The sequence below is a fragment of the Ruegeria sp. HKCCSA071 genome (assembly GCF_017872555.1).
Taxonomy (GTDB): domain Bacteria; phylum Pseudomonadota; class Alphaproteobacteria; order Rhodobacterales; family Rhodobacteraceae; genus Ruegeria.
The window spans coordinates 107,752-130,787 of the sequence record NZ_JAEDOX010000003.1 but is presented as its reverse complement, the minus strand read 5'-3'; the positions used below and the strand labels follow the sequence as shown (position 1 = coordinate 130,787).

General features: G+C 57.3%; 21 protein-coding genes. 9 read left to right on the top strand and 12 right to left on the bottom strand.

Translation table 11 applies throughout. The features are described from left to right. Positions 1-57 precede the first annotated feature (57 nt). The 9 genes from pal (at position 58) to I9188_RS10225 (ending at position 9,436) form a co-directional block, all read left to right on the top strand. The gene (gene pal / locus I9188_RS10265; RefSeq protein ID WP_209505526.1) at positions 58-567 is read left to right on the top strand and encodes a peptidoglycan-associated lipoprotein Pal; all 510 of its coding nucleotides are present in this window, start codon (positions 58-60) and stop codon (positions 565-567) included. Positions 568-571: 4 nt separating this feature from the next. Next, positions 572-1,396: a tol-pal system protein YbgF gene (gene ybgF / locus I9188_RS10260; protein ID WP_209505817.1), complete on the top strand. Its 825-nt coding sequence runs from the start codon at positions 572-574 to the stop codon at positions 1,394-1,396. After that, a complete protein-coding gene (tilS, locus tag I9188_RS10255; RefSeq protein ID WP_209505528.1) occupies positions 1,387-2,646 on the top strand; it encodes a tRNA lysidine(34) synthetase TilS in 1,260 nt (419 codons plus the stop codon). Before ybgF ends, tilS begins: the two co-directional genes overlap by 10 nt. Before the next feature lie 75 nt (positions 2,647-2,721). Next, the gene (gene ftsH, locus I9188_RS10250; protein ID WP_209505530.1) at positions 2,722-4,638 is read left to right on the top strand and encodes an ATP-dependent zinc metalloprotease FtsH; all 1,917 of its coding nucleotides are present in this window, start codon (positions 2,722-2,724) and stop codon (positions 4,636-4,638) included. A gap of 98 nt (positions 4,639-4,736) precedes the next feature. Beyond that, positions 4,737-5,333: a sulfurase gene (locus tag I9188_RS10245; protein ID WP_209505532.1), complete on the top strand. Its 597-nt coding sequence runs from the start codon at positions 4,737-4,739 to the stop codon at positions 5,331-5,333. Between the two features lie 144 nt (positions 5,334-5,477). Continuing rightward, positions 5,478-7,154 carry a formate--tetrahydrofolate ligase gene (locus I9188_RS10240; protein ID WP_209505534.1) on the top strand — a complete coding sequence of 559 codons (1,677 nt, stop codon included), beginning with the start codon at positions 5,478-5,480 and terminating at the stop codon, positions 7,152-7,154. Between the two features lie 55 nt (positions 7,155-7,209). Next, entirely contained in the window at positions 7,210-7,515 is a 306-nt protein-coding gene (locus I9188_RS10235) for a chorismate mutase (RefSeq protein ID WP_209505536.1), read from the top strand. Between the two features lie 51 nt (positions 7,516-7,566). Beyond that, the gene (gene folD / locus I9188_RS10230) at positions 7,567-8,457 is read left to right on the top strand and encodes a bifunctional methylenetetrahydrofolate dehydrogenase/methenyltetrahydrofolate cyclohydrolase FolD (RefSeq protein ID WP_209505538.1); all 891 of its coding nucleotides are present in this window, start codon (positions 7,567-7,569) and stop codon (positions 8,455-8,457) included. A gap of 427 nt (positions 8,458-8,884) precedes the next feature. Next, positions 8,885-9,436: a LytTR family DNA-binding domain-containing protein gene (locus I9188_RS10225; protein ID WP_245220529.1), complete on the top strand. Its 552-nt coding sequence runs from the start codon at positions 8,885-8,887 to the stop codon at positions 9,434-9,436. Between the two features lie 2 nt (positions 9,437-9,438). On the opposite strand, the gene pdeM is transcribed toward I9188_RS10225, so the two are convergent. From pdeM to I9188_RS10165, 12 genes are all read right to left on the bottom strand, one after another. Then, positions 9,439-10,101 (bottom strand): ligase-associated DNA damage response endonuclease PdeM, encoded by a 663-nt coding sequence (gene pdeM / locus I9188_RS10220; protein WP_209505542.1) that lies wholly within the window; start codon positions 10,099-10,101, stop codon positions 9,439-9,441. A gap of 40 nt (positions 10,102-10,141) precedes the next feature. Next, the gene (locus tag I9188_RS10215) at positions 10,142-12,553 is read right to left on the bottom strand and encodes a ligase-associated DNA damage response DEXH box helicase (RefSeq protein WP_209505544.1); all 2,412 of its coding nucleotides are present in this window, start codon (positions 12,551-12,553) and stop codon (positions 10,142-10,144) included. A gap of 40 nt (positions 12,554-12,593) precedes the next feature. Then, the gene (locus I9188_RS10210; RefSeq protein ID WP_209505546.1) at positions 12,594-13,901 is read right to left on the bottom strand and encodes an ATPase; all 1,308 of its coding nucleotides are present in this window, start codon (positions 13,899-13,901) and stop codon (positions 12,594-12,596) included. A gap of 117 nt (positions 13,902-14,018) precedes the next feature. Next, complete coding sequence (locus I9188_RS10205) at positions 14,019-14,564, bottom strand: prepilin peptidase (RefSeq protein ID WP_209505549.1); 546 nt, start codon at positions 14,562-14,564, stop codon at positions 14,019-14,021. 3 nt (positions 14,565-14,567) lie between these two features. Then, on the bottom strand, positions 14,568-15,419 hold the full coding sequence (locus I9188_RS10200) for a tetratricopeptide repeat protein (RefSeq protein WP_209505551.1): 852 nt from the start codon (positions 15,417-15,419) through the stop codon (positions 14,568-14,570). Positions 15,420-15,448: 29 nt separating this feature from the next. Beyond that, positions 15,449-15,964 carry a tetratricopeptide repeat protein gene (locus I9188_RS10195; RefSeq protein ID WP_245220543.1) on the bottom strand — a complete coding sequence of 172 codons (516 nt, stop codon included), beginning with the start codon at positions 15,962-15,964 and terminating at the stop codon, positions 15,449-15,451. Between the two features lie 78 nt (positions 15,965-16,042). Next, a complete protein-coding gene (locus tag I9188_RS10190) occupies positions 16,043-17,023 on the bottom strand; it encodes a type II secretion system F family protein (RefSeq protein ID WP_209505555.1) in 981 nt (326 codons plus the stop codon). 10 nt (positions 17,024-17,033) lie between these two features. Then, entirely contained in the window at positions 17,034-18,002 is a 969-nt protein-coding gene (locus tag I9188_RS10185; protein WP_209505557.1) for a type II secretion system F family protein, read from the bottom strand. Positions 18,003-18,013: 11 nt separating this feature from the next. Continuing rightward, entirely contained in the window at positions 18,014-19,459 is a 1,446-nt protein-coding gene (locus I9188_RS10180; RefSeq protein ID WP_209505559.1) for a CpaF family protein, read from the bottom strand. Between the two features lie 23 nt (positions 19,460-19,482). Beyond that, positions 19,483-20,718, bottom strand: coding sequence for an AAA family ATPase (locus I9188_RS10175; protein WP_209505562.1), 1,236 nt, complete (start codon positions 20,716-20,718; stop codon positions 19,483-19,485). Between the two features lie 199 nt (positions 20,719-20,917). After that, the gene (locus tag I9188_RS10170; protein ID WP_209505564.1) at positions 20,918-21,550 is read right to left on the bottom strand and encodes an OmpA family protein; all 633 of its coding nucleotides are present in this window, start codon (positions 21,548-21,550) and stop codon (positions 20,918-20,920) included. A gap of 17 nt (positions 21,551-21,567) precedes the next feature. Further along, positions 21,568-22,974 carry a type II and III secretion system protein family protein gene (locus I9188_RS10165; RefSeq protein ID WP_209505566.1) on the bottom strand — a complete coding sequence of 469 codons (1,407 nt, stop codon included), beginning with the start codon at positions 22,972-22,974 and terminating at the stop codon, positions 21,568-21,570. Between the last annotated feature and the right edge of the window lie 62 nt (positions 22,975-23,036).

Below are 23,036 nucleotides of genomic sequence, written 5' to 3'. Positions count from 1 at the left end.
CAACAAATCGTCCCTGTGGTAGACAGGCGGCAATAAACATAACACGAGGCACCTGAAATGAACGTATTGAGCAAAGTTCTGGCGCTGGGCGCGCTGAGTGTGATCGCCGCCTGCACAAACAATGACCCCTCAGCCTTGGGTGGCGGTGGTGGTAACGGGGGCATTGGATCCATTGTCCCCGGATCACCGAGTGATCCGCGCTCGCCCGCGTATTTCCAGCAAACAGTCGGGGACCGTGTCCTGTTTGCCGTTGACCAGTCAACCCTGTCGCCCGAGGCGCAAACAGTGCTGCAAGGGCAGGCGGACTGGCTGCTGGCCAATCCGGATTTTGTCGCAACGATCGAAGGCCACGCGGATGAGCAGGGCACGCGGGAATACAACCTTGCACTGGGCGCACGCCGGGCGAACGCTGCGCGTGAGTACCTGATTTCGCGCGGCGTTGCGGGCAGCCGCCTGAACACCGTGAGCTATGGCAAGGAACGCCCGATCGAGATTTGCAGCACCGAGGAATGTTATTCCAAGAACCGTCGTGCAGTAACAGTTCTGACCGGGTCAACTCTGGGGTAAGATGATGCGCATTGCAGGATGGGTTTTGGCGGCGGTTGTGGCGACGGCTGGTGTTGCACAGGCACAGGATCAACAGACCCTTGCGGATATCCGTCAGGAACTGACGGTATTGCATGTGGAAATTCAGCGTTTGAAGCGCGAGTTTTCCACTACGGGTTCGCCCGCACCAAACCTGTCCGGCAGTTCGGTCCTTGAACGGGTGGATGCCATCGAGGCCGAATTGCAGCGCCTGACCCGCCAGACCGAGCAATTGAACCAGCGGGTGCAGAACATTGTCACTGACGGCACCAACCGAATCGGTGACCTTGAGTTCAGGCTGGTTGAACTGGAAGGCGGCGATTTGTCGACGTTGGGTGAGACCTCGACACTTGGTGGTGACACGGCCACTGCTATAACCGGGCCAACAAGTATCGAAACGCCAACGGCAACTGATCATGGTGAACTGGCCATAGGTGAACGCGCTGATTTTGACGCAGCTTCGCAAGCGTTGGCCGACGGCGATTTCCAGACTGCTGCCACGTTGTTTGCGCAGTTTGAAACAAGCTATCCCGGCAGTCCGCTGGCGCCCGAAGCCAACCTGAAACGCGGTCATGCCCTAGAAGGGATTGGCGACACACGAGAAGCAGCCCGGGCATTCCTGGCCAGCTTCACGGGTGATTCCGAGGGCGCATTTGCACCCGAGGCACTGTACGAACTGGGCGCGGCGCTTGGCCGTTTGGGACAGACCGATCAGGCCTGCATCACGCTGAACGAGGTCGGAGTACGCTTTCCTTCTGCGCCAGAGTTTTCGAGCGCCACGCAGGAGATGACCGCGTTGGGATGTACTTGAACCATCACTCCGGCAAACTACTTGCAGACCTTCGCGCCCGGCTACCCGAAACACTTCCGCGCAAGTTGGGGATTGCAGTTTCGGGAGGCGGCGATTCCGTCGCCTTGATGCAACTTTTGCATCAGGTGGCGCAGGATGAGGCCATCACCCTTTTCGTTACCACGGTCGACCACGGGTTGCGCCCCGAATCCGCGCGCGAGGCCGAAACGGTATCCCGGCAGGCTGCTGCGTTGGGGATGTCTCATGATACGCTGCGTTGGTCGGGATGGGACGGTACTGGCAACTTGCAGGACCGGGCACGTCAGGCGCGGTATGATTTATTATCCGAATGGGCAAAGGGTCGCGGAATCGATGCCATTGCGCTAGGCCACACCGCAGATGATCAGGCGGAAACACTGTTGATGCGGTTGGGCCGATCATCCGGGGTCACGGGCCTGTCCGGCATGTCGGCTATTCGGAAACAGCAGGGGCTGACGTTGCTGCGTCCGATGCTGGGGATCACCCGTGAACAGCTGCGCACCTATCTGACTGAGACTGGCGTGGCATGGGTGGACGATCCTTCGAATCAGGATGCCAGTTTCGACCGGATCAAGGCGCGCGAAGCTTTGGGTGGTCTAGAACCTTTGGGAATTGATGCGCTTTCATTGTCCCGCGTGGCGGACAATCTGGCGCAGGCACACACGGCACTTGGCGTCTGTGCGCAAGAATCCGCACGGTCCGTGGCGCAGGTCGATCAAAGTGACGTGAGGGTGAACCGGGCCGGATTTGCCGCGTTGCCCCTTGAGATTCGGCGTCGTGTCCTGCTGGGAATCCTCTCATGGATTGCTGGGTCGGGTTATCCCCCGCGTCAGGCGGCAGTGGATCGGGCGATGGATGCAGTTGCGAATGGGCAACCGGCGTCAGTGGGCGGTTGTCTGATTGTTCCACAAGGCGGGAGTGTTTGGATTTGCAGGGAATTTAATGCCGTGAAATCTCAGATGGCGGCGCCCGGTGCTGTGTGGGATGGCAAATGGCGGGTCAGTGGACCCGCAACAATGGGCGCAGAAATCCGTGCTTTGGGGGGTGAAGGGTTGCAACAGGTGCCCGAGTGGCGTGCAACCGGACGTCCCAGGATAGCTTTGACGGCGACGCCTGCGGTTTGGAATGCGGACAGGGTGCTGGCCGCCCCGCTTGCGGGTCTTGCGAATGGTTGGCAGGCTAGGCTTGCGTCAGATTGGCCCGAGTTCCACGCATCTTTTTTATCGCATTGAACATACGACAATCCTCTCTATTTTAAGAGGTAACTTGGCAGCGTCTCACCTGCCGGAACTTTTAGGAGAATTTCCTTGGGCAACGCTCGCAATATCGCGTTTTGGGTCGTTTTGTTCCTGCTCATTCTTGCACTGTTCAATCTGTTCAGTGGACCGGGCGGAACGCTTCAGAGCAACGAGAAAACCTATTCCGACTTTGTCGGTGCCGTCCAAAGCGGTGAAGTCAAGAACGTGACCCTGGATGGTGAACAGATTCGCTATACCATGCAAAGCGGTGCAAGCTATGTCACGATCAAACCCGGCGACGCCGAAGTGACCAAGCTTCTGATAGAGGAAAACATCCCCGTTCAGGCTGTAAAGCAACAGCAATCAGGCTTTCAGTCATTCCTGATCACGCTGCTGCCTTTCCTGTTACTGATCGGTGTCTGGGTCTATTTCATGAACCGGATGCAGGGCGGTGGCAAAGGTGGCGCGATGGGCTTTGGCAAATCCAAGGCCAAGATGCTGACTGAAAAGCATGGCCGCGTGACCTTTGACGATGTTGCCGGTATCGACGAGGCCAAGGAAGAGCTGGAAGAGATTGTCGAATTCCTGCGCAACCCGCAGAAGTTCAGCCGCCTTGGTGGCAAGATCCCCAAGGGCGCATTGCTTGTCGGCCCTCCGGGTACCGGTAAGACGCTGTTGGCCCGTGCCATTGCGGGTGAGGCAGGCGTGCCGTTCTTCACCATCTCGGGTTCGGATTTTGTCGAAATGTTCGTTGGTGTCGGTGCGTCCCGCGTGCGCGACATGTTCGAGCAGGCAAAAAAGAATGCACCCTGTATCGTCTTTATCGACGAGATTGACGCTGTGGGCCGCCATCGTGGTGCCGGGTATGGCGGCGGCAATGACGAGCGGGAACAAACGCTCAACCAGTTGCTGGTCGAAATGGACGGGTTTGAGGCCAACGAAGGTGTAATCATTCTGGCGGCGACAAACCGCAAGGATGTTCTGGACCCTGCGCTGCTGCGACCGGGCCGGTTCGACCGTCAGGTCACAGTGGGCAACCCGGACATCAAGGGCCGCGAGAAAATTCTGGGCGTTCACGCACGTAAGACGCCGCTGGGCCCGGATGTTGATCTGCGCATCATCGCGCGCGGTACGCCGGGCTTTTCGGGTGCGGATTTGGCCAACCTCGTGAACGAGGCTGCGTTGATGGCCGCGCGCGTGGGCCGTCGCTTTGTCACCATGGAAGATTTTGAAAACGCCAAGGACAAGGTGATGATGGGGGCCGAGCGCCGCTCGATGGTGCTGACGCAGGATCAGAAGGAAAAAACAGCCTATCACGAAGCGGGTCATGCTGTTGTTGGTCTGTCTCTGCCCATGTGCGATCCGGTCTACAAGGCGACAATCATACCGCGCGGAGGCGCGCTGGGTATGGTGGTTTCGCTGCCGGAAATGGATCGCCTGAACTATCACCGTGATGAATGCGAACAGAAGCTGGCGATGACCATGGCGGGTAAAGCTGCCGAAGTCATCAAGTATGGCGAAGATCACGTGTCGAACGGTCCTGCCGGGGACATCATGCAGGCCAGCCAACTGGCACGTGCCATGGTGATGCGCTGGGGTATGTCAGACAAGGTTGGCAATATCGACTATGCCGAGGCGCATGAGGGATACCAGGGCAATACTGCCGGGTTCTCGGTATCGGCTCATACCAAGGAGCTGATTGAAGAAGAGGTAAAGCGCCTGATCCAGCAAGGCTATGAACAGGCGCACAAGATTCTGACCGATCAGAACGAGGAATGGGAGCGTTTGGCCCAAGGTTTGCTGGAATACGAAACGCTGACCGGTGACGAAATCAAACGCGTCATGAACGGGGAGTCGCCCGGCGACAGCGATGACCAGAATGACAAGTCGGACGAGGGCAGTGCGCCCAGCGTGACAGCCATCCCCAAGACCAAGGCCAAGAAATCACCGCCTGAGGGCGGGATGGAACCTGAACCGACAGCATAACCAGCAAGAACCCGGGCTCTGACCCGGGTTATTCTCTTTCCATCAGAGCGTTACTGGGCATTATGCGCTGGCAGACACCAATGGGAAGGGAAACGCGTATGCCGTTTTTACGGGAAACCGAATTTGCAGCCGAAGTCGTTTGGCTGGGTCTTGTTCCTGCCGGCGGATCGCTGCGTGCCAAGCCCGTGGAGTTGTTGGATCTTGGGTTTGAGGGTGCGAAAGGCGAACGGCACGAAGGTCTGAGCCGTGCGTCCTGTGTTCGGGTCTCGAACCTCTATCCCAAGGGCACAGAAATCCGCAATGTTCGTCAACTGTCGGTGCTGTCCTTGGAAGAGTTGCAGCAGATCGCGCAGAACATGGGGCTGGACCAGCTTGACCCGTCTTATCTCGGCGCATCCATAGTGCTGAAAGGTATACCGGATTTCTCGCACATTCCGCCGTCCTCGCGTCTTCAGGCGGTCAACGGGCTGACGATTACTGTGGATATGGAAAACGCACCCTGCGTATTGCCCGGTCGCGAAATCGAAGCGGATCATCAGGGGTATGGTGCAGGGTTCAAACCTGCTGCCGTCGGGCGCCGCGGTGTCACGGGCTGGGTCGAACGTCCTGGGCGCATTCAACTGGGCGATCACCTCAAGCTCTTTGTTCCAGACCAGCCTGCCTGGAGCCCTGAAAATATGCAGGTTTCCGATTAGTTACAGATGAATTGACCTGACGACGCTTCGCGACGCCAGAATGTCGGAATCCATGGCTAATCAGATTGTACACAAGGGTATGGAATGCGTAGCGCCGACGTTAGACGTCGGTTTTGCACGGTATTCAATCAAGGACCCCGGCCAATGAGCTATAAATCCGACATCGAAATTGCGCGTGAAGCGAATAAGAAGCCGATCCAGGAGATCGGCGCGAAGCTTGGAATATCCAGTGACGATCTGTTGCCGTATGGGCATGACAAGGCGAAGGTGAGCCAGGAGTTCATCAACTCGGTGCAGGGTCGTGAGGACGGCAAGCTGGTGCTGGTGACGGCGATCAACCCGACACCTGCGGGTGAGGGGAAGACGACCACAACGGTTGGTCTGGGTGATGGCCTGAACCGCATCGGCAAGAACGCGATGATCTGTATCCGCGAGGCCTCGCTGGGCCCGAACTTCGGCATGAAGGGTGGCGCAGCGGGTGGCGGCTATGCGCAGGTTGTTCCGATGGAAGAGATGAACCTGCACTTCACCGGCGATTTTCATGCGATCACCTCGGCCCATTCGCTGCTGTCGGCGATGATCGACAACCACATCTACTGGGGCAATGAATGCGAGATCGACACCCGCCGGGTCGCATGGCGTCGTGTGGTCGACATGAACGACCGTGCCCTGCGCCAGATCACCGCCAGCCTGGGCGGCGTGTCGAACGGGTTCCCGCGCGAAACAGGTTTTGACATCACCGTGGCGTCCGAGGTCATGGCGATCCTGTGCCTGTCAAACGACCTAAAGGACCTGGAAAAGCGTCTGGGTGATATCATCGTGGCCTATCGCCGCGACAAGACGCCGGTCTATTGCCGCGACATCAAGGCCGAAGGCGCGATGACCGTTCTGCTGAAAGACGCAATGCAGCCGAACCTGGTGCAGACGCTGGAAAACAACCCGGCCTTTGTCCACGGTGGCCCGTTCGCGAACATTGCGCATGGCTGCAACTCGGTGATCGCGACCAAGACTGCGCTGAAAGTGGCTGACTATGTGGTGACCGAGGCGGGCTTTGGCGCCGATCTGGGTGCCGAGAAGTTCATGAACATCAAGTGCCGCAAGGCGGGCATTGCGCCCTCTGCCGTGGTTCTGGTTGCCACCGTGCGCGCGATGAAGATGAATGGCGGTGTCGCCAAGGCCGATCTGGGTGCCGAGAATGTCGCTGCGGTCAAGGCGGGCTGCGCCAACCTGGGCCGCCATATCGAGAACGTGAAGTCGTTCGGTGTGCCGGTTGTTGTCGCCATCAACCACTTTGTCACCGACACCGATGCCGAGGTTCAGGCGGTGAAGGATTATTGCGCCTCTCATGGGGTCGAGGCGGTTCTGTCGCGCCATTGGGAGCTGGGCTCGGAGGGCTCCGCCGATCTGGCCCGCAAGGTTGTGGAAATCGTCGAAGGGGGCTCTGCGAACTTCGCGCCGATCTACCCGGACGAGATGCCGCTGTTTGAGAAGATCGAAACCATCGCCAAGCGCATCTACCGCGCCGACGAGGTTCTGGCCGACAACAAGATCCGCACCCAGCTGAAAGAATGGGAAGCTGCGGGGTATGGCAACCTGCCGGTCTGCATGGCGAAAACCCAGTACAGCTTCTCGACCGACCCGAGCCTGCGGGGCGCGCCCACCGGCCATTCGGTTCCGGTGCGTGAGGTCCGCCTGAGCGCGGGCGCGGGCTTTGTCGTGGTTGTCTGCGGTGAGATCATGACCATGCCGGGCCTGCCCCGCAAACCGGCCGCGGAAACCATCTGCCTCAATGACGCAGGTGAGATTGAGGGCTTGTTCTAAGCCGCTGAATAAGACATCTCGTGGTCCGGGACCCCCGGGCCATGAGGAGACGATGATGCCCACTCTGACACCGCCGCAGGATTGCCATTCGATGCGGGATCTGCGGGTTCAGATCGACAGGCTGGACCGCCAGCTGATCGGGATGCTGGTGAGGCGCGCAAGCTATATCGACCGCGCGACTGAGCTGAAGCCGGGTGAGGGCCTGCCCGCCCGCATCCCGGACCGGGTCGAGGATGTGGTGCAAAAGGTGCGCGACAGTTCGCAGGCGGCGGGGATGGACCCCGATTTGTCCGAAACGCTCTGGCGCATTCTGATTGACTGGTCGATTGCACGTGAGGAACGTGTGCTCGGCCCCGAGTAAAGACCGGGCGCGTTCTGCGCCCGTTTGGGTTTTGAAAGAAGGAACCAAAGGATGGTAGCGCAGGTTATCGACGGGAAGGCCTTTGCCGCCAAAGTGCGCGCGCAGGTGGCCGATCAGGTTGCAAAGCTGAAAGAGGAAAACGGCATCACCCCCGGCCTGGCCGTGGTTCTGGTGGGCGAGGATCCGGCCAGCCAGGTCTATGTCCGCTCGAAAGGCAAAATGACCGTCGAGGTCGGCATGAACAGCTACGAGCACAAGCTGGATGCGGAGACCTCTGAGGCGGAGCTGCTGGCACTGATCGACAAACTGAACACTGATCCGGCGGTGCATGGCATTCTGGTCCAGTTGCCGCTGCCCAAGCACTTGAACGAGGATCTGGTGATCAATTCGATCGATCCGGCGAAGGATGTGGACGGGTTTCACATCTCGAATGTGGGTCTTTTGGGCACTGGTCAGAAGTCGATGGTGCCCTGCACACCGCTGGGCTGCCTGATGATGCTGCGCGATCACCACGGTTCGCTGTCGGGCATGGATGCGGTTGTCATCGGTCGCTCGAACATCGTGGGCAAGCCGATGGCGCAGCTGCTGCTGGGGGACAGCTGCACCGTGACCATCGCGCATTCGCGCACCAAAGATCTGCCTGATGTGGTCCGCCGCGCCGATATCGTCGTGGCCGCTGTTGGCCGCCCCGAAATGGTGCCTGGCGACTGGATCAAGGAAGGCGCCACCGTGATCGACGTGGGCATCAACCGCATCGAGCGGGATGGCAAGACCAAGCTGGTCGGCGACGTCGACTATGCCAGCGCTGCCGAACGCGCCGGCGCCATCACCCCCGTCCCCGGCGGCGTCGGCCCCATGACCATCGCCTGCCTGCTGGCCAACACCCTCACCGCCTGCTGCCGCGCAAACAAACTCCCCGAACCAGAAGGCCTGACCGCGTGATATACGCGGGGGCCGGATCGGACACTTCGGACCGGCCCCCTTTTTTTGGCAGGCAAAGTTCCAGCCAAATTGCTCCCTGACCGCCCCCTGACTGCATGGGCAAAGCGCCCTGAATGGGTTTGACAGCCGAATGAATCGTGATATCCCTGTAATCCCAGTTGGTTACAGGTGAAGACACTATTGTGTCTGACGCGTTCGGGTTGAGCTATGCTAATTCATGCACAAAAGCGGTATGACGTCTAAAATAAGTATAATCCAGAAGGCATTTTCGCCGCAGCGTGTCGTAGCGGGTTTGGTCTTTCTTCCTTTACTTGCATATGCGTTTCCACCCTTCCATGATTCTGACCTGTCATTTGGATTGCGGCTTGTATTCTGGGCCGGAGTGATGGTCCTTGCTTTGACGGTGACCGGGCTTGCCAGAAAGCTGATGCGGAAGAATCCCGTTTTCCTAAATGTTCCGGCGCGGGACCTGGCATTTGTTACTTTGACCCTGGCATTGTTCACGCCCTCACTTTGGATGTTGGCCTGGGTTCTTTTCACCTGTGGTGGATATATGGCACCGGACGCCGAAAGGGTTGTGGTTTATGGCGCTTTGTTCGCGACTGGCTTGATGCTTGTTCAGCGCAACGATCTGAACGCTGCGGCAAGTACTGAATCTGATCCTGAAAAACCACGCCTTGTCAAACGCTTGCCACCCGGGTTCAACGGGAAAATCTATCGCCTGACCGTTCGGGATCACAATGTAGATGTTGTCACCTCAGAAGGCACCTTCACGCTTAGGTCGCGTTTCACGGATGCCATTGCCGAAATGGAACCTGTCCCGGGTCATTGTTCGCACCGTTCGCATTGGGTTACCGACGCGTCCATTGTAAGTGTCGAAAGAAAAGGTGGTAAAATCTTTCTGAAACTGGTCAATGACGATCTGGTTCCGGTCAGCCGGAAATACAAACCCATGCTGGAAGAGGACGGTCTGATCTGAACCTATCGCGGCATTGGCATCAAGTGAGGATGCGGGCCTGTGAGGATCGCCATCGCCTGCGAACCCATGAGTGCCGACAGCACATTATCCGTACTGCGCAGCCCCCCGGTAAAGGTGCCATAAGCCGGAAGTATCAGGCGATGATCGTTCAGCAGAAAGGCGGGCCGTGAAATATGACGCCCCTTGACCCTGACCCGGACTTTTGGATGGTAATGGCCGGAAACTTCTCCTCGCGCGGGATCCTGCGCGATATGACGGAAAACAAGCGGACCACGGTGCCATTCGAACAGATGGGTTCCACCCAACTCAATAGGACCGGGATCGTGGTTCCCCTCAATCCAGATCCACTGACGTCCGGACTGTAAGGTCGCGATCCTCAGCATTTCTGATTTTGGCAGCGCCCGGGCAGCTTCAAGATCGTCGAAGCTGTCGCCCAGACATACAACGGTTTTGGCGTTCGTGTGCGCCAGATCATCCTTCAGGCGGTCCAGCGTTTCACGGCTGTCATAAGGTGGAAGCGAAGGTCCACCACGCCGCGCCACGCGCTCGGATTTGCCCAGATGCAGGTCCGACACGCACAGCAAGTTTTCGTCGGGCCACCAAAGCGCACCGGACGGCAAAGCACACAAGCACTGACCCGCAAACGGAAACTCAAGTTCGTTCATGATACGTTCTTGACCTGTTTCAGCACCCGGCGCAAGCAGATCAAAGCTGTTCCAACCCCGCCTCTTGCAGCAGCCGTGCGCTTTCCTCCGCCAGAAGCCTTTCTTCGGCACTGCCTTTCACCGGCACTTTGCCAACCTCCAGAAACAGTGGTGCTGACAAGGGCGAGACACGCTCGAGCCGCACCAGATCGATTCTGTCGCCAATTCGGGCCAACATTGTTTCGATCCGACCGAAATCGACAAGCCCGCGCATGGCTTCTTCGCGGGTGATCTGCATCAATAGGTGATCGGGATCGTATTTCAGCAAGGTGTCATACAGGATATCTGACGAAAACGTAGCCTGCCGCCCGCTTTTGCGTTGCCCTGCCATGTTGCGTTCGATCAGACCCGCAATGGTGGCCGATGCACGAAACGTGCGCTTCATAACGGCGTTACCTGCCAGCCAGGTGTCCAGTCCGTCGCGCAGCGCATCGGGTTGAAGCAACGGGCGGGGATCGGTAACCGCGTCCAGACCCCAGATCAGCGTGGCATAGTCCGTGGCGACAAACCCCAGCGGGGCCAGTCCGGTTTCCTCCATCCGTTTGGTCAGCAGCAGGCCCAGTGTTTGTTGCGCGTTGCGACCAGCAAATCCGTAGACGCACAGATGTTCACGCCCATCGCTGGGAAAGCTCTCGATCAGCAGACGATCACGCTGGGGCAGGCGGGACATCTGGCGCTGCAAATCCAGCCATTCAGCCGTATGAGGGGGAAGCTGTGGCCAGTCAGTTTGGGCAAACATGCGCAGAATGCGGTCGCTGAGTTGCGTGGAGGTTGCGAATTTCGTGCCCGAAAAGGTCGCAATCTTTGGCTTTCGGTCTGCGCGCCGCGAGACTTCGACCACCATCTCGCGCAGTCCCTCATACCGCACGATTTGCCCGCCGATCAGGAAGGTGTCGCCGGGCGTCAGCGAGGCAGCGAATGCTTCCTCGACTTCGCCCAACGGTTTACCGCCCCGGTTACGTTTCAGACGAACTTTGAGCGTATCCGTGTCCTGAATAGTGCCTAGATTCATACGAATGCGCGATGCGGCGCGTGGGTCGCGCAACTGCCATTGCCCGTCGGTACGCTGCTGCAACCTTTGCCAGCGATCATAGGCTTGCAGAGCATAGCCGCCGGTGGCGCAGAAATTCAGGCAGGCGTCAAACTCTGCCCGCTTCAGCTGAGCGTAAGGCCCGGCGGATGTCATCTCGGCATATAGATCATCTGCGTTAAACGGCCCGGCACAGGCGGCAATCAGGATATGCTGGCACAAAACATCGCGCGGGCCGCGACCGCGGGGTTCCCCATCCAATTCATGGGCTTTGGCGGCCTCTAGCGCGGCGACGCATTCGACCACTTCGAAGCGATTGGCAGGCACCAAAAGCGCCTTGGAAGGTGCGTTATAGCGGTGGTTGGCCCGTCCTATCCTTTGCACCAGCCGTTTGACATTCTTGGGCGCGCCGATCTGGATTACCAGATCGACATCCCCCCAATCGATGCCCAGATCCAGCGAACCGGTGCAGACGATCGCGCGCAAGTCACCTCGAACCATTGCCGCCTCGACCCGCTCGCGCTGCTGCCGGTCCAGACTGCCGTGATGGATGCCGATGGGCAGACCGTCATCATTGGCCAGCCAAAGATTGTGAAAGAAAATCTCGGCCTGGGCGCGAGTATTGTGAAAGATCAACGTGGTCTTGTGATGCTTGATCTGCTCCAGCACAGTTGGAATCGCATAAGCCGCGCCACCACCAGACCAGGGTGGCATCTGTGACGTTTCCAGCATTCGGATATCCGGGTCCGGGCCGGGGTCGGCCTGTACAATCTGGCAGGGATCAGGGTGGCGGGTCAGAAAGCGGGCAACCGCAGCAGGATCTTCCACCGTCGCCGACAACCCGACGCGGCGCAGATCGGGATTGAGGTGTTGCAGACGCGCCAGCGCCAGCATCAACTGATCTCCGCGCTTGCTTTCAGCCAGTGCGTGGATTTCATCGACAATGATCCGCTGCACCCCTTCAAACATACGCGGGGCATCCTCGTACGAGGTCAGCAACGCCAGACTTTCCGGCGTGGTCAACAGGATATGCGGCGGATCGGCCCGCTGGCGTTTCTTTTGCGTGGCCGAGGTATCACCGGTTCGGTCTTCGATCCTGACAGGCAGGCCGATCTCATCCACCGGGGTACGCAGATTGCGTTTTATGTCGGCGGCCAGCGCCTTGAGCGGCGAGACATAGATCGTGTGCAATCCATTGTGACCAGCGTCCGCAAGTTCGGCAAGCGACGGCAGAAAACCGGCCATGGTCTTGCCGCCACCGGTGGGTGCAATCAACAGTGTCGCCGGGCTGCATGCGCGGTCGAACATCTCTTGCTGATGCGGGTGGATGGACCAGCCTTTGGTGGAAAACCACGCGGCAATCCGTGCGGGAATCTGCGTCATGAACGCAGACTACCCGCCCCGGAGTGGTAATGGCACGGCGTTATTTGACGATTTTCTCGTCTTTGACGAACATGTTGGCCCAGGCCCGGTCGATCAGTTCCGGGCTCATCTGATAGGGGATGCCTTCGAACTCGCAGATCGAGATCATCTGGTCGATCAGAAAGATCGGTTGATAGTTGGCGTAGATGTTGTTGATGGTCGGGTATTTGACCTTCAGCAGATGCACCAGCGCCGCCTCATCCAGCGGCATCCCGCGTTTACGCGCAACCATGGCGAAAATCTTCAGAAAGTTCTCCTGATTCGGACCGTCGATCTTGATCTTGAAGAAAATCCGGCGCAGGGCTGCCTGGTCAAAGATCTCGTTCGGGTGGAAGTTGGTCGAGAAGATGACCAGCGTATCAAACGGAACTTCGAATTTCTCACCCGATTGCAGGCCCAGGATATCCTTGTTTTCTTCCAGTGGAACAATCCAGCGGTTGACCAGCGCCTGCGGCGGTTCGGCCTGACGGCCAAGGTCGTCCACGATAAAGATGCCGCCCGTGGATTTCAGCTGTAGCGGTGCCTGATAGGTTCTTGCCGTGGGGTTGTAGACAAGGTCCAGCATACTAAGCGACAGTTCGCCGCCGGTGACAACGGTTGGGCGTTCACACTGCACATAGCGTGAGTCGAACCGCTTGCGGCGGCGCAGGCTGTTCGGGTCGTCGGCTTCCTGCTCGATCGCGGTATGCACGATCGGGTCGTAGACTGTGATCACCTGCCCCGCATATTCGATGGCATAGGGGACATAGACATTGTCCCCCAACGCATCGCGAATGCCGTTCGAGATGGACGACTTACCGTTGCCCGGCGGGCCATACATCAGGATCGACCGGCCTGCGCTGACCGCCGGGCCCAGATGATCTAGCAGGCTGTCGGGCAGAACCAGGTGCCCCATCGCATTGGTCAGCTGGTCGCGCGTGACCTGAATGTTGCGGATCGACTGGCGCTTGACCTGCTCGCGATAGACGTCCAGCGGCACGGGCATCGCACCGAAATACTCGGACTGGCTGAGGGCATCCAGTGCGCGGGCCTTGCCGGCATCAGTCAGCTGATATCCCATCTCGTTGCCACTGTTGGCGTTCAGCGTCCCCGTAGCCTCAAGCAGCTTTTGCTCGCGCGCGATATCGATCAGTTCCTGCGTGACTGCGCCGGGCAGACATATGGCTGCTGAAACTTCTGACACTGTGCTCGCATTCTTGCGGAATATGGTCTTCAGCAAGATGTCCCGCATCATCACCAGCGGAAGCTTCATTTCGCCTAACCCCTTCGGGGCAGGGGGGGCCATAACAGAGGAAGTCTGCATATTCATGCGCGGTGCTCGTTCGTCAAATTGTAACGCCAACTGCCCGAATAAGGGCGACTTGAAGGAAAAGTGACCCAGCTTTGTGGCGGGACAAAGGCAGCGGCAAGGCGCGCTGATGATAGTTTACGAACCGAGAACAGTACCCAGAATCAGATACATGGCCAACGATCCACCCAGTGCGAACCCCATGGGGAACTGTTTGCCCCGATCCCAGCTTTCCCAATGTGGAGCAATGGTACGCAACCTTGTGATTTTCGCCAAACGGTGCGTGACCACAGCGGCCAGAATACAGGCGGTCAGAATAAGCAGAACCAGCTTCAGATCGCCAAGCCAGACAAACGGCGCGGATGCGGCAAGAAATTTCGCGTCGCCCGCACCCATCGCTCCCGAAGCGTTCAGGAGAATGCCGAAAATCAACACCACGAGGATATGTAGAAGGTGCCAGAAATAGATCGGCATCGACACATTGATCAGCAGCAGATGGCCGCTAACCGCGCCGGTGGACCACGGCGGGATAGCAATCAGCCCGACCACGACAAAAATCAGTGCCAGGGCAACTACTGCGTGGTTCTTGATCCGCATCTCACGCATATCCGTAAAGGCCACGTAAAAGCAGATCGGCAGCACGAAGGGCAGGAACCATGCCGCCGCCGCAGCGGGGATTTGCATGTGTCAGGCCTCTTCAAGTGCACGAAGCGAGCGGACCGCTTCATCGAAATGCTGCGGATGGGTGGCAATGGCCTCGCGGAACAGGTTTTTCGCGGTTTCTACGTCGCCCTGCTTGACTGCGGAAATCCCCATCGTGTTCAACAGTTGGGCCCGTTCGACCTGGGTCATTGGAACCACCGGAAGGCTGTAGTTGCCTTGCGCTGACCGGGCCAACACCAGATTGTTCTTGGCAGTGAACAGAGAGCTGTCCTGGCGAACTGCGTCGGTGAACAGGCGTTCGGCTTCGGCATACTGGCCGCGGGTCAGCTTCGAGTACCCCCAATTGTTCATCACGCTGCCCGGGCGGGTGGTTAGCCCTACGGCCGTTTCATAGAAATGATCAGCCCGCTTCCATTCTTTCCGGGAATCCGCGACCACCGCCTCAAGGCGGTAGCGTTTGAAGGTTTCGAAAGTTGGAGGAACCGAATCCAGAATGGTTTTGGCCTGAGACCAGTCGCCATTTCGCACTAGCGCATCGGCGTACTCGACCTTGTCCGCGGCGTTCGTACCCTTCATTGTCGTCACGCGCTTCCACGCTGCTGCCGCTTCGGTGGTGCGTTTTGCGCGACCCAGGGATATTGCCAGCCCGCGCTGAAGGTCGATGCGATCAGGGTTTTTGAGTGCGGCACCGTGAAAATAGGTCACCGCCTCGTTCGGGTCGGCGGCATTCAACAACACATCGTTCAGGTTGGTTTCGTCAATGACGTTCACTTCCTGAAACGTCCGTTCCACCTTTTCCTCTTCGGTTTCCTTTGCACAGGCCGAAAGGATCAAACCGCTGATAATAACAGTCGGAATCAAGAATTGCTGGCGCATTTTTGCGTCCTTTACTGCTCTTGCCTCGATTACTGGATCTTGCGTAGCGCGAATTGCCCGTCGCCAAGCTGCTCCAGTGTAAATTCTTGTTGTTCTTGCGGGATATTATTAACAGGATTTTCCATTTTTGCGAGCGCTAAGCGCAGATTGTCGCGGATTGCGTCACTTTCGCCATTGTCCAGCGCATAAGCCCGTTGAAAGACCTGCGCCGCTTCGGGGTATTCCTGTTTCTCGATCAGCAGAACGCCCAGATTATTCCATGCAACAGGCCAATCCGGATCGTCTTCCACGGCGCGGCGCAGCAGTTCTTCGGCCTGCCCTAAACGCCGCAACCCAAGATTGGCGGTACCCAGAGAAGTCAGGACCTGTGTCGTCATGCCCTGATCCAACGCGGCACGGGTAAAGGTCTCAAGCGCCAGTTCGTATTCACCGGCAGCCATCAGCCGGTTTCCAACCTCGATATTGTCTTCTGCTTGTCCCCTGGGATCAACTCCCGGCGCATCCAGGCCGTTTGGTGTCAGGCCTTCTGTGCAAGAAGCCACCATGGCGCAAACCACGGTGGCCTTAAGTATTCGGCGAAACCCGGATGGGAAGCACCAGAATTCAGCTTTCATAGGGTTTTATCATCCTGCACGTCCGAAAGTCGAAATGACGTTCGCCGACGGGCCGACCAGAATGATCAGCAGAGGCGGAACTGTCAGCATCATTGTGACAAGAGTCATCTTGGTAGGCAACTTGTTCGCAGCCTCTTCGGCCCGCATCACGCGTTTGTCGCGCATTTCAGCGGCGTATACCCGCAATGCCTCGGCAATGGATGTACCGAAAGTGGCCGACTGGATCATCACGGTGACGAATGAGTTCACGTCCTGTACGCCGCAGCGCACTCCGAAATCGCGCAAAACAGTGTCTTTGTCCTTACCGGCTTTCATCTCGTGTGCGACGGTTTCGAATTCCTGAGCGATATCGGGGTAGGAGGATTTCATTTCACCGGACACGCGCACGATGGCCTGGTCCAGTGACTGCCCGGCCTCAACGCAGACCAGCATCAGGTCAAGCGTATCCGGAAAACCTGCGGTAATCGCCTCTTTGCGTGCTTCGACCCGGCGCGTGATCCAGTATTTCGGGGCGAAATAACCAATTGCGGCTGGCACGAACACCCGGATCATCATTTGCTGGCCGGTGAATTCCTGGCCGTTTGACAGGATCGTAATCAGCAGTACACCGACAACGATACCAATGATACCCAGCGAAAATTGCGCAAAGTGAAAGAACCGGACCGCATCTTTTGACCGGTAACCCGCCTGACGCAGCTTCAGCTCAACCGCCGAATACTCTTCTTCGTTTTTTGGCTCCAGGAAGGTCGCGAATTTCTCAAGCTGCTCATTGCGGCTAGAGTTACGCAGTTGCTCTTTCTTGCTTTTTTTCGTTGCCCGGGGGGCCGCATTCGACCGCTGAAGCTTTTTCAGAGGATCTTCTGGCTGGCTCATGATCAGTGAGACAGCGACAAGAACCATGATCAGGCCAAGTACACCCACTACGATAAGGGGGCCGAACTCACCCAGGTGTTGGGTCAGCAGGTCATTGATGTTAGTCAGAAATTCCATTGTGCTGCCCTCAGACCTTGATGTTGGTGATGATCTTCATAACGATCAGGTTCAGTGTCAGCAAAATGCCGACAACGAAACACGCAGGGATGAACCAGGGGTGATCCAACACTTCGTCATAATACCCCGGATCCTTGACCAGGATGAAAATCAGACACGCAATTGGGAAGCCAGACAGGAACTTGCCGGACCACTGTGCTTCGGCCGTGATGGCCTTGACGCGTCGGAACAGGCGGAACCGCGCGCGGATCACCTGTGCCAATCCAGCCAGAATCTCGGCTAGGTTACCACCGGACTGCTGCTGTATACCCACTGCAACCGCCAGGAACCGCAAATCCTGCATATCCAGACGTTCAGCCATATCCTTCAGCGCCTCGCCCACATCGCGACCATAGGCGCATTCATCCGCGATAACGCCAAACTCGGTACCCAGCGGATCCTGAACTTCGTTCGAAACAACCTGAATTGTCGAAACAAAGGGATTACCCACACGCAGCGAACGCACCATCAGCTCAACCGCGTCAGGCAGTTGCTCTTCGATCATGCCCATACGTTTCTTGGCCTTGTGGTTCACCCACGCGTAAACACCGCCAATACCGATGGCGATTGAAATCGCGGCGCGCAGCGCCGTTTCTGTCGCGGTACCGATGCTCAGACCGACAAACGCCATGGCCGAGACCAGCGCCATGATCATGATCAGCTGACGGGGAGAAAACGCAATCGCGGCTTTTTGAGCTTTGTCAGCAAGCAGCGAATACAGAGGGATGCTCTGTGATTTCATGTGTTGCTGCATTTCCTTGCGCAGCTGCTCCAGAACCTGTTCGCGCCCGGCACCCTTTTCCAGCATGTCCAGACGCCGGTTTACCCGGCTGTTCAGGCTGATGGATTTGCCGAACGCAACCAGATAGATGCCCTCGACCAGGGCAAGAACCCCCACAAAGATGGCGACATAGATGATCGCCTCCATAGGCAATTGCATACCCGGTTCTCCTACATTGTGGTTGGGTCGTAGATGGATGCGGGCAGATCAAAACCCCACAGACGGAAGCGTTCCGAATAGTGGCTGCGCACACCAGTAGCCGTAAAGTGACCGATGATCTTGTTGTCAGGTGTAAGGCCAACACGTTGAAAACGAAAGATTTCCTGCATCGAAATCACGTCACCTTCCATGCCGGTAATCTCGGTGATCGAGGTCATCCGGCGCGAACCATCCTGCAATCGGCTGGCCTGAACAATCAGGTTCACAGCGCTTGCGATCTGGCTGCGGACTGCCTTGATGGGCATTTCGATGCCGGCCATCGCGATCATGTTTTCCAAACGTGAAATCCCGTCACGGGCCGAGTTCGCGTGGATCGTGGTCATCGAACCGTCGTGACCAGTGTTCATGGCCTGCAACATGTCGATCACCTCGGCGCCGCGTGTCTCGCCCACGATGATGCGGTCAGGACGCATACGCAGGGCGTTTTTTAGACAGTCGCGCGGGCTGACTTCACCTTTGCCTTCCACGTTGGGCGGGCGGCTTTCCATCCGGCCCACATGCGTCTGTTGCAGCTGGAGTTCCGCTGTATCCTCGATGGTCAGGATGCGTTCGGCATCGTCGATAAAGCTGGACAGAGCGTTGAGTGTGGTCGTTTTACCAGAACCGGTACCGCCCGACACAATGACGTTCAGGCGGGTCGACACGGCAGCTTGCAAGTAGGCGGCCATTTCTTCGGTGAACGCACCGAAGTTGACCAGATCATCAATACCCAGCTTGTCTTTTTTGAACTTACGAATCGAAACCAGAGACCCATCAACCGCGATAGGGGGCACCATGGCGTTGAAACGCGATCCATCGGCCAGTCGGGCGTCAACATAGGGGTTGGATTCATCGACTCGACGGCCTACCGCGGACACGATTTTATCGATGATCCGCATCAGGTGCTTTTCATCCTTGAACGTGATGTCGCTGATTTCCAGCTTGCCGGCACGTTCCACGAATATCTGATGCGGTCCGTTGACCAGAATATCGTTGACCGTATCGTCCTGCAGCAGCGTCTCAAGCGGGCCAAGGCCTGTTACTTCATCATAAAGTTCTTTGTTCAGCTGCGATCGGTCGTCGCGATTCAGAACGATGTTCCTGGTTTCCAGAACTTCGCTGGCGATCGCGCTGATTTCAGCCCGCAGTTCCGCTTCTGCTGCGGTCTCCAAAGCCGCGAGGTTCAGGTTTTCCAGCAACTCGCGGTGCAGTTCGATCTTGATCTCACTCAACCGCTCTTTGCGCTTTCGATCACGGTCGGCCCCAGCAACCTCGGCGGCTTTCTTCTGAGGTCTGCGTGCGACGGCAGTTGCTGCGGGGGTGGGGGCCGCTTGTGCGGCGGGTGCCGCTGTCTCGGCTGGCTGCGCAGCTGCTTTTACCGGCTGCGCTGCTGGCTGTTTTTTATATCTTGAGAACACGGCGATCCCCCCTTGGGATGATGTTACGCAGCTTCAGCGCTGCTGCTGCCAAGGCTGTGAAGTGATTTTGCCAGCTTCGCGATTTCCCGGCGAAGCGGGTTCTTGGCGGCCGAATTTGCCAGCGGCAGGCCATGATCGCCACTTTGCATGACAGGTTTGCCCCCATCAGGCAGCAGCAGGTCAATTGAGATGCCAAGGCTTTCCCCCATACGTTTCACGCGGCTTTTTCCATTCAAATCGGTGAATTTGGGGGCCCGGTTCAGCGCAAAGCGCAGCTTGTTGAAGGGCAGTTCTTCGGCCTGCAATGCGCGCTTGAGGCGCAGGGCGTTCTGAGCGGACCGCATGTCGAGTTCGATCATCGCAAAATACACATGCGCCGCCTGCAAGACCGTTTCCGACCACAAGACCAGCGTCTTGGGCATATCCACAATCACATAGTCGAAATGCGTGCGCGCCATGTCGATTACGCGCTGGATGTCTTCGGGGGTAATCAGATCCAACGGCACCATGTCGGATGGAGCGGTCAGAACTTGCAGTTTTTCTTCATATGTTTGAAGAGCTTGCGAGAAAACCTCGCTGTCCATCGAATCCGTATCGGACAGCATTTCGAACACCGTTTCGCGGCGTGCGAGGTCCAAATAGGTTGAGACCGTGCCGTATTGCAGATCTAGATCGATCAGACAGACAGATGGTGCATCCTTGTCCGACGCACAGGCCAGTTCCCAAGCCAGATTTACCGCCAAAGTCGTGGATCCAACGCCACCGGCCAGTCCCTGAACGACGAACAGCGCGCCTTCTTTCGATTCGCCATTCGCCAGTGGAACAGCTGCCGCTTGCGCCATGACAACCGGATCGGGCTGCTTCATGCGTTCGACCGCTTCCTGCAATTCACCTTCCGGCAGCGGGTAGGGGACAAATTCGTCCGCGCCCTTGCGCAGCAATTGGTGGAGCGAAGCTGGTGTGACGTCTTCTGCGATCAGGACGACCTTGATCTTCTTTTCCTTGGCCCGCGTGATGATTTCACCCATCAATGACAGGTTGTCTTCATCTTCCCCGTCGATTGCCAATGCAACGAATTCAAGCGCTTCGGCTTCTGGCTGGCTGAAAAAGGCCAGCGCTTCGGCAAAGCCCAGGTCGCCCCAGCGCTCGCCCAGAATGGTTTCCATGTCTTCAATCAGAAGGTCAAAGTTCTGGACATCCCGGCTTATGGTGCAGGCCAGGATTGCAGAATTTTCGTCTTGCGGCGTTGCGCTGGTCATAAACACTATCCTCGTCGTGAGGGCTCAGCATGTCATATGAACGAATTCCGCCAGATTGATGTGCTGTCGCCCCAATACGGTCAAATTTGGCCGCAGGTCACCCTATTGTTCACAAAGTTGCTCTGAAGTTGGGCAAGAATTGGGCGCAAAAGAACCAATTGTAGGGAAATGGGCGACGATGTCGCCCATTTCGCATATATTATTCACCCGCATCAGAGGCGTCTGTCGCGGTCACCTGTTCAATCGTGCTCTTCCACGTCGCGCTTTCAACGTATTCGCGGTAAATGACGTTGGCGTATTTGCCATCAAGCAGTTGCGGGTGACGGTCAACAAAGCCAGAAACTTCCGTTACAGTGCGGCGGTTGCGGCGATCCCGATTCGGCGTTGCAATTAGCGGCTGCGTTTTTCCAAAGGATACAACGGCTTCAAGACGTGAACGCGAGATTCCTTGCCGTTCAAGGAATGTAACCACCGCTTGTGCGCGGCGCATCCCAAGGCTCTTGTTGTAGCTTGTTGAGCCTACGGCATCCGTATGTCCGTAAACCCGGAACCTGGCTTCGGGGAACTGTTTGATCCAGTCTGCCTGCTGCAGCAGAATGCGTTGGGCTGATGCGTCCAGTTGCGAACTGTTGAAGGCAAAGTTCACTTGACTGGGCACATCTGCGGCAAATCTGCGACCGAGAATCTGAGCATATGTCAACTCGCCGTTTTGAACCTGTATATTGTTCAATGTCGCGTTTCCGAAGGTTCCGGCATCGATCTCGTATCCGGCCTCGCGCGTACATGCGGCAACGGCGACCGTAAGACCCAGTGTGATGATCCACTTCTGCATTGGTCCTATCCTCCTGATCAATCTAGGACGTAGCCGTACGAGCTGCCGAAATCCTGTTTGGCAACTTCGGATGCTCCACCAGCCCCGGGACGCTGAGTGCGTGCGACCCGACCGTTCACGAACAGGTCAAATTCGCTGGGCGGTTTGACACGATCGGTGGGAAGGGCAAGTGCCTCGCCACGTGTTGGGGTCACCAGATGCGCCGTGATGATGATCACAAGTTCGCTTTGTGCACGTTGATAGTTCGCGCTGCGAAACAAAGCGCCCAGCACCGGAACATCTCCTAGCCACGGGACCTGATTGCTGAGATCAGCAAAATCATCCTGAATCAGACCCGCAATGGCAAAGCTTTCCCCATCGCGCAGTTCAATTGTAGTCGTGGCACGACGAGTGATGAAGCTGGGAACAGAATCGCCGTTGATCGTAAAGTCCGAGCTTTGATCGATGCTGGAAACGGCAGTTCCCATTTCAAGGTTGATCAGGTTACCATCCACAACACGTGGGATGAAGTCCATCTCGACACCGAAGGCCTTATATTCAATAGCTACGACGCCGTCATCCTGTGGTACTGGAATCGGAACTTCGCCGCCTGCTAGGAACGTTGCTTCTTGCCCAGACAGAGCAGATAGATTCGGTTCGGCCAGGCTACGGGCCAACCCCTTGCTTTCAAGCGCTTCCAGCAACAGACGGACCTGCGTTGAACCCGCGCCAAACCCAAACAAGATCGCACCTGTGTTTGTTTGAACGTTAGGGATATTGTTTGCGATAGCGTTATTCAGCGAAAGCTGGTTGTTGAGCGTGTTGAAACCACCAGTAATGTCACTGCCACCGAAGCCAAGCGAGGCTGTCAGGTTTTTGGCGACGGTGCGGTTCATCTCGGCGAAGCGTACCTTCAGCATAACTTGCTGCACGCCACCAACGGACATCAGGTTCGAAACACGTTCCGGCGCGTACCGTTCAGCCAATTCAAGTGCGCGGGCCAGTTTGGCTGCGCTTGAAACCGTGCCGGATAGCACAATCCCATCATTGGCGGTGCGCACTTCCACCTGCTCGTTTGGCAGGATCTGACGCAGGCGCTCTTTAAATTCGGTTACATCGGGCGCAACCCGGACACGTACGTTGGCCAGCAGATTTCCCGCGCCATCGAACAGTGTCAGCGTGGTCAGGCCAGGGGCCTTACCCAAAACATAGATTGTGCGATCCGAAAGCGACGAGATATCCGCAATGCCTGCGTTGGCAATGCTGAGCTCTGCAAACGGTTGTTCGCTTTCCACAACAATCGCGCGATTCATTGGTACATCCAGTGTTTCCACCGTGCCCTTTTTTACCACGCGAAGGGTTTCAGCCCAGGCGGCATCGCCGACCGGGCCCATAACAAGCGACAACCCCAGCAGGGTTGCGCTGATCCAGGAACGTATTGTCATGTGACCTGCCTCTCCGATCACGCCTCGTTTTTTGGGTCTTATGCCCTATGTGCAAAGAGACT

What these genes read in the sequence shown, in the direction of transcription:
- pal (WP_209505526.1), top strand. Translation starts at nt 58, where the DNA reads ATGAACGTATTGAGCAAAGTTCTGGCGCTGGGCGCGCTGAGTGTGATC.
- ybgF (WP_209505817.1), top strand. Translation starts at nt 572, where the DNA reads ATGCGCATTGCAGGATGGGTTTTGGCGGCGGTTGTGGCGACGGCTGGT.
- tilS (WP_209505528.1), top strand. Translation starts at nt 1,387, where the DNA reads ATGTACTTGAACCATCACTCCGGCAAACTACTTGCAGACCTTCGCGCC.
- I9188_RS10245 (WP_209505532.1), top strand. Translation starts at nt 4,737, where the DNA reads ATGCCGTTTTTACGGGAAACCGAATTTGCAGCCGAAGTCGTTTGGCTG.
- I9188_RS10240 (WP_209505534.1), top strand. Translation starts at nt 5,478, where the DNA reads ATGAGCTATAAATCCGACATCGAAATTGCGCGTGAAGCGAATAAGAAG.
- I9188_RS10235 (WP_209505536.1), top strand. Translation starts at nt 7,210, where the DNA reads ATGCCCACTCTGACACCGCCGCAGGATTGCCATTCGATGCGGGATCTG.
- folD (WP_209505538.1), top strand. Translation starts at nt 7,567, where the DNA reads ATGGTAGCGCAGGTTATCGACGGGAAGGCCTTTGCCGCCAAAGTGCGC.
- I9188_RS10225 (WP_245220529.1), top strand. Translation starts at nt 8,885, where the DNA reads ATGCGGAAGAATCCCGTTTTCCTAAATGTTCCGGCGCGGGACCTGGCA.
- pdeM (WP_209505542.1), bottom strand. Translation starts at nt 10,101, where the DNA reads ATGAACGAACTTGAGTTTCCGTTTGCGGGTCAGTGCTTGTGTGCTTTG.
- I9188_RS10215 (WP_209505544.1), bottom strand. Translation starts at nt 12,553, where the DNA reads ATGACGCAGATTCCCGCACGGATTGCCGCGTGGTTTTCCACCAAAGGC.
- I9188_RS10210 (WP_209505546.1), bottom strand. Translation starts at nt 13,901, where the DNA reads ATGAATATGCAGACTTCCTCTGTTATGGCCCCCCCTGCCCCGAAGGGG.
- I9188_RS10205 (WP_209505549.1), bottom strand. Translation starts at nt 14,564, where the DNA reads ATGCAAATCCCCGCTGCGGCGGCGGCATGGTTCCTGCCCTTCGTGCTG.
- I9188_RS10200 (WP_209505551.1), bottom strand. Translation starts at nt 15,419, where the DNA reads ATGCGCCAGCAATTCTTGATTCCGACTGTTATTATCAGCGGTTTGATC.
- I9188_RS10195 (WP_245220543.1), bottom strand. Translation starts at nt 15,964, where the DNA reads ATGGTGGCTTCTTGCACAGAAGGCCTGACACCAAACGGCCTGGATGCG.
- I9188_RS10190 (WP_209505555.1), bottom strand. Translation starts at nt 17,023, where the DNA reads ATGGAATTTCTGACTAACATCAATGACCTGCTGACCCAACACCTGGGT.
- I9188_RS10185 (WP_209505557.1), bottom strand. Translation starts at nt 18,002, where the DNA reads ATGCAATTGCCTATGGAGGCGATCATCTATGTCGCCATCTTTGTGGGG.
- I9188_RS10175 (WP_209505562.1), bottom strand. Translation starts at nt 20,718, where the DNA reads ATGACCAGCGCAACGCCGCAAGACGAAAATTCTGCAATCCTGGCCTGC.
- I9188_RS10170 (WP_209505564.1), bottom strand. Translation starts at nt 21,550, where the DNA reads ATGCAGAAGTGGATCATCACACTGGGTCTTACGGTCGCCGTTGCCGCA.
- I9188_RS10165 (WP_209505566.1), bottom strand. Translation starts at nt 22,974, where the DNA reads ATGACAATACGTTCCTGGATCAGCGCAACCCTGCTGGGGTTGTCGCTT.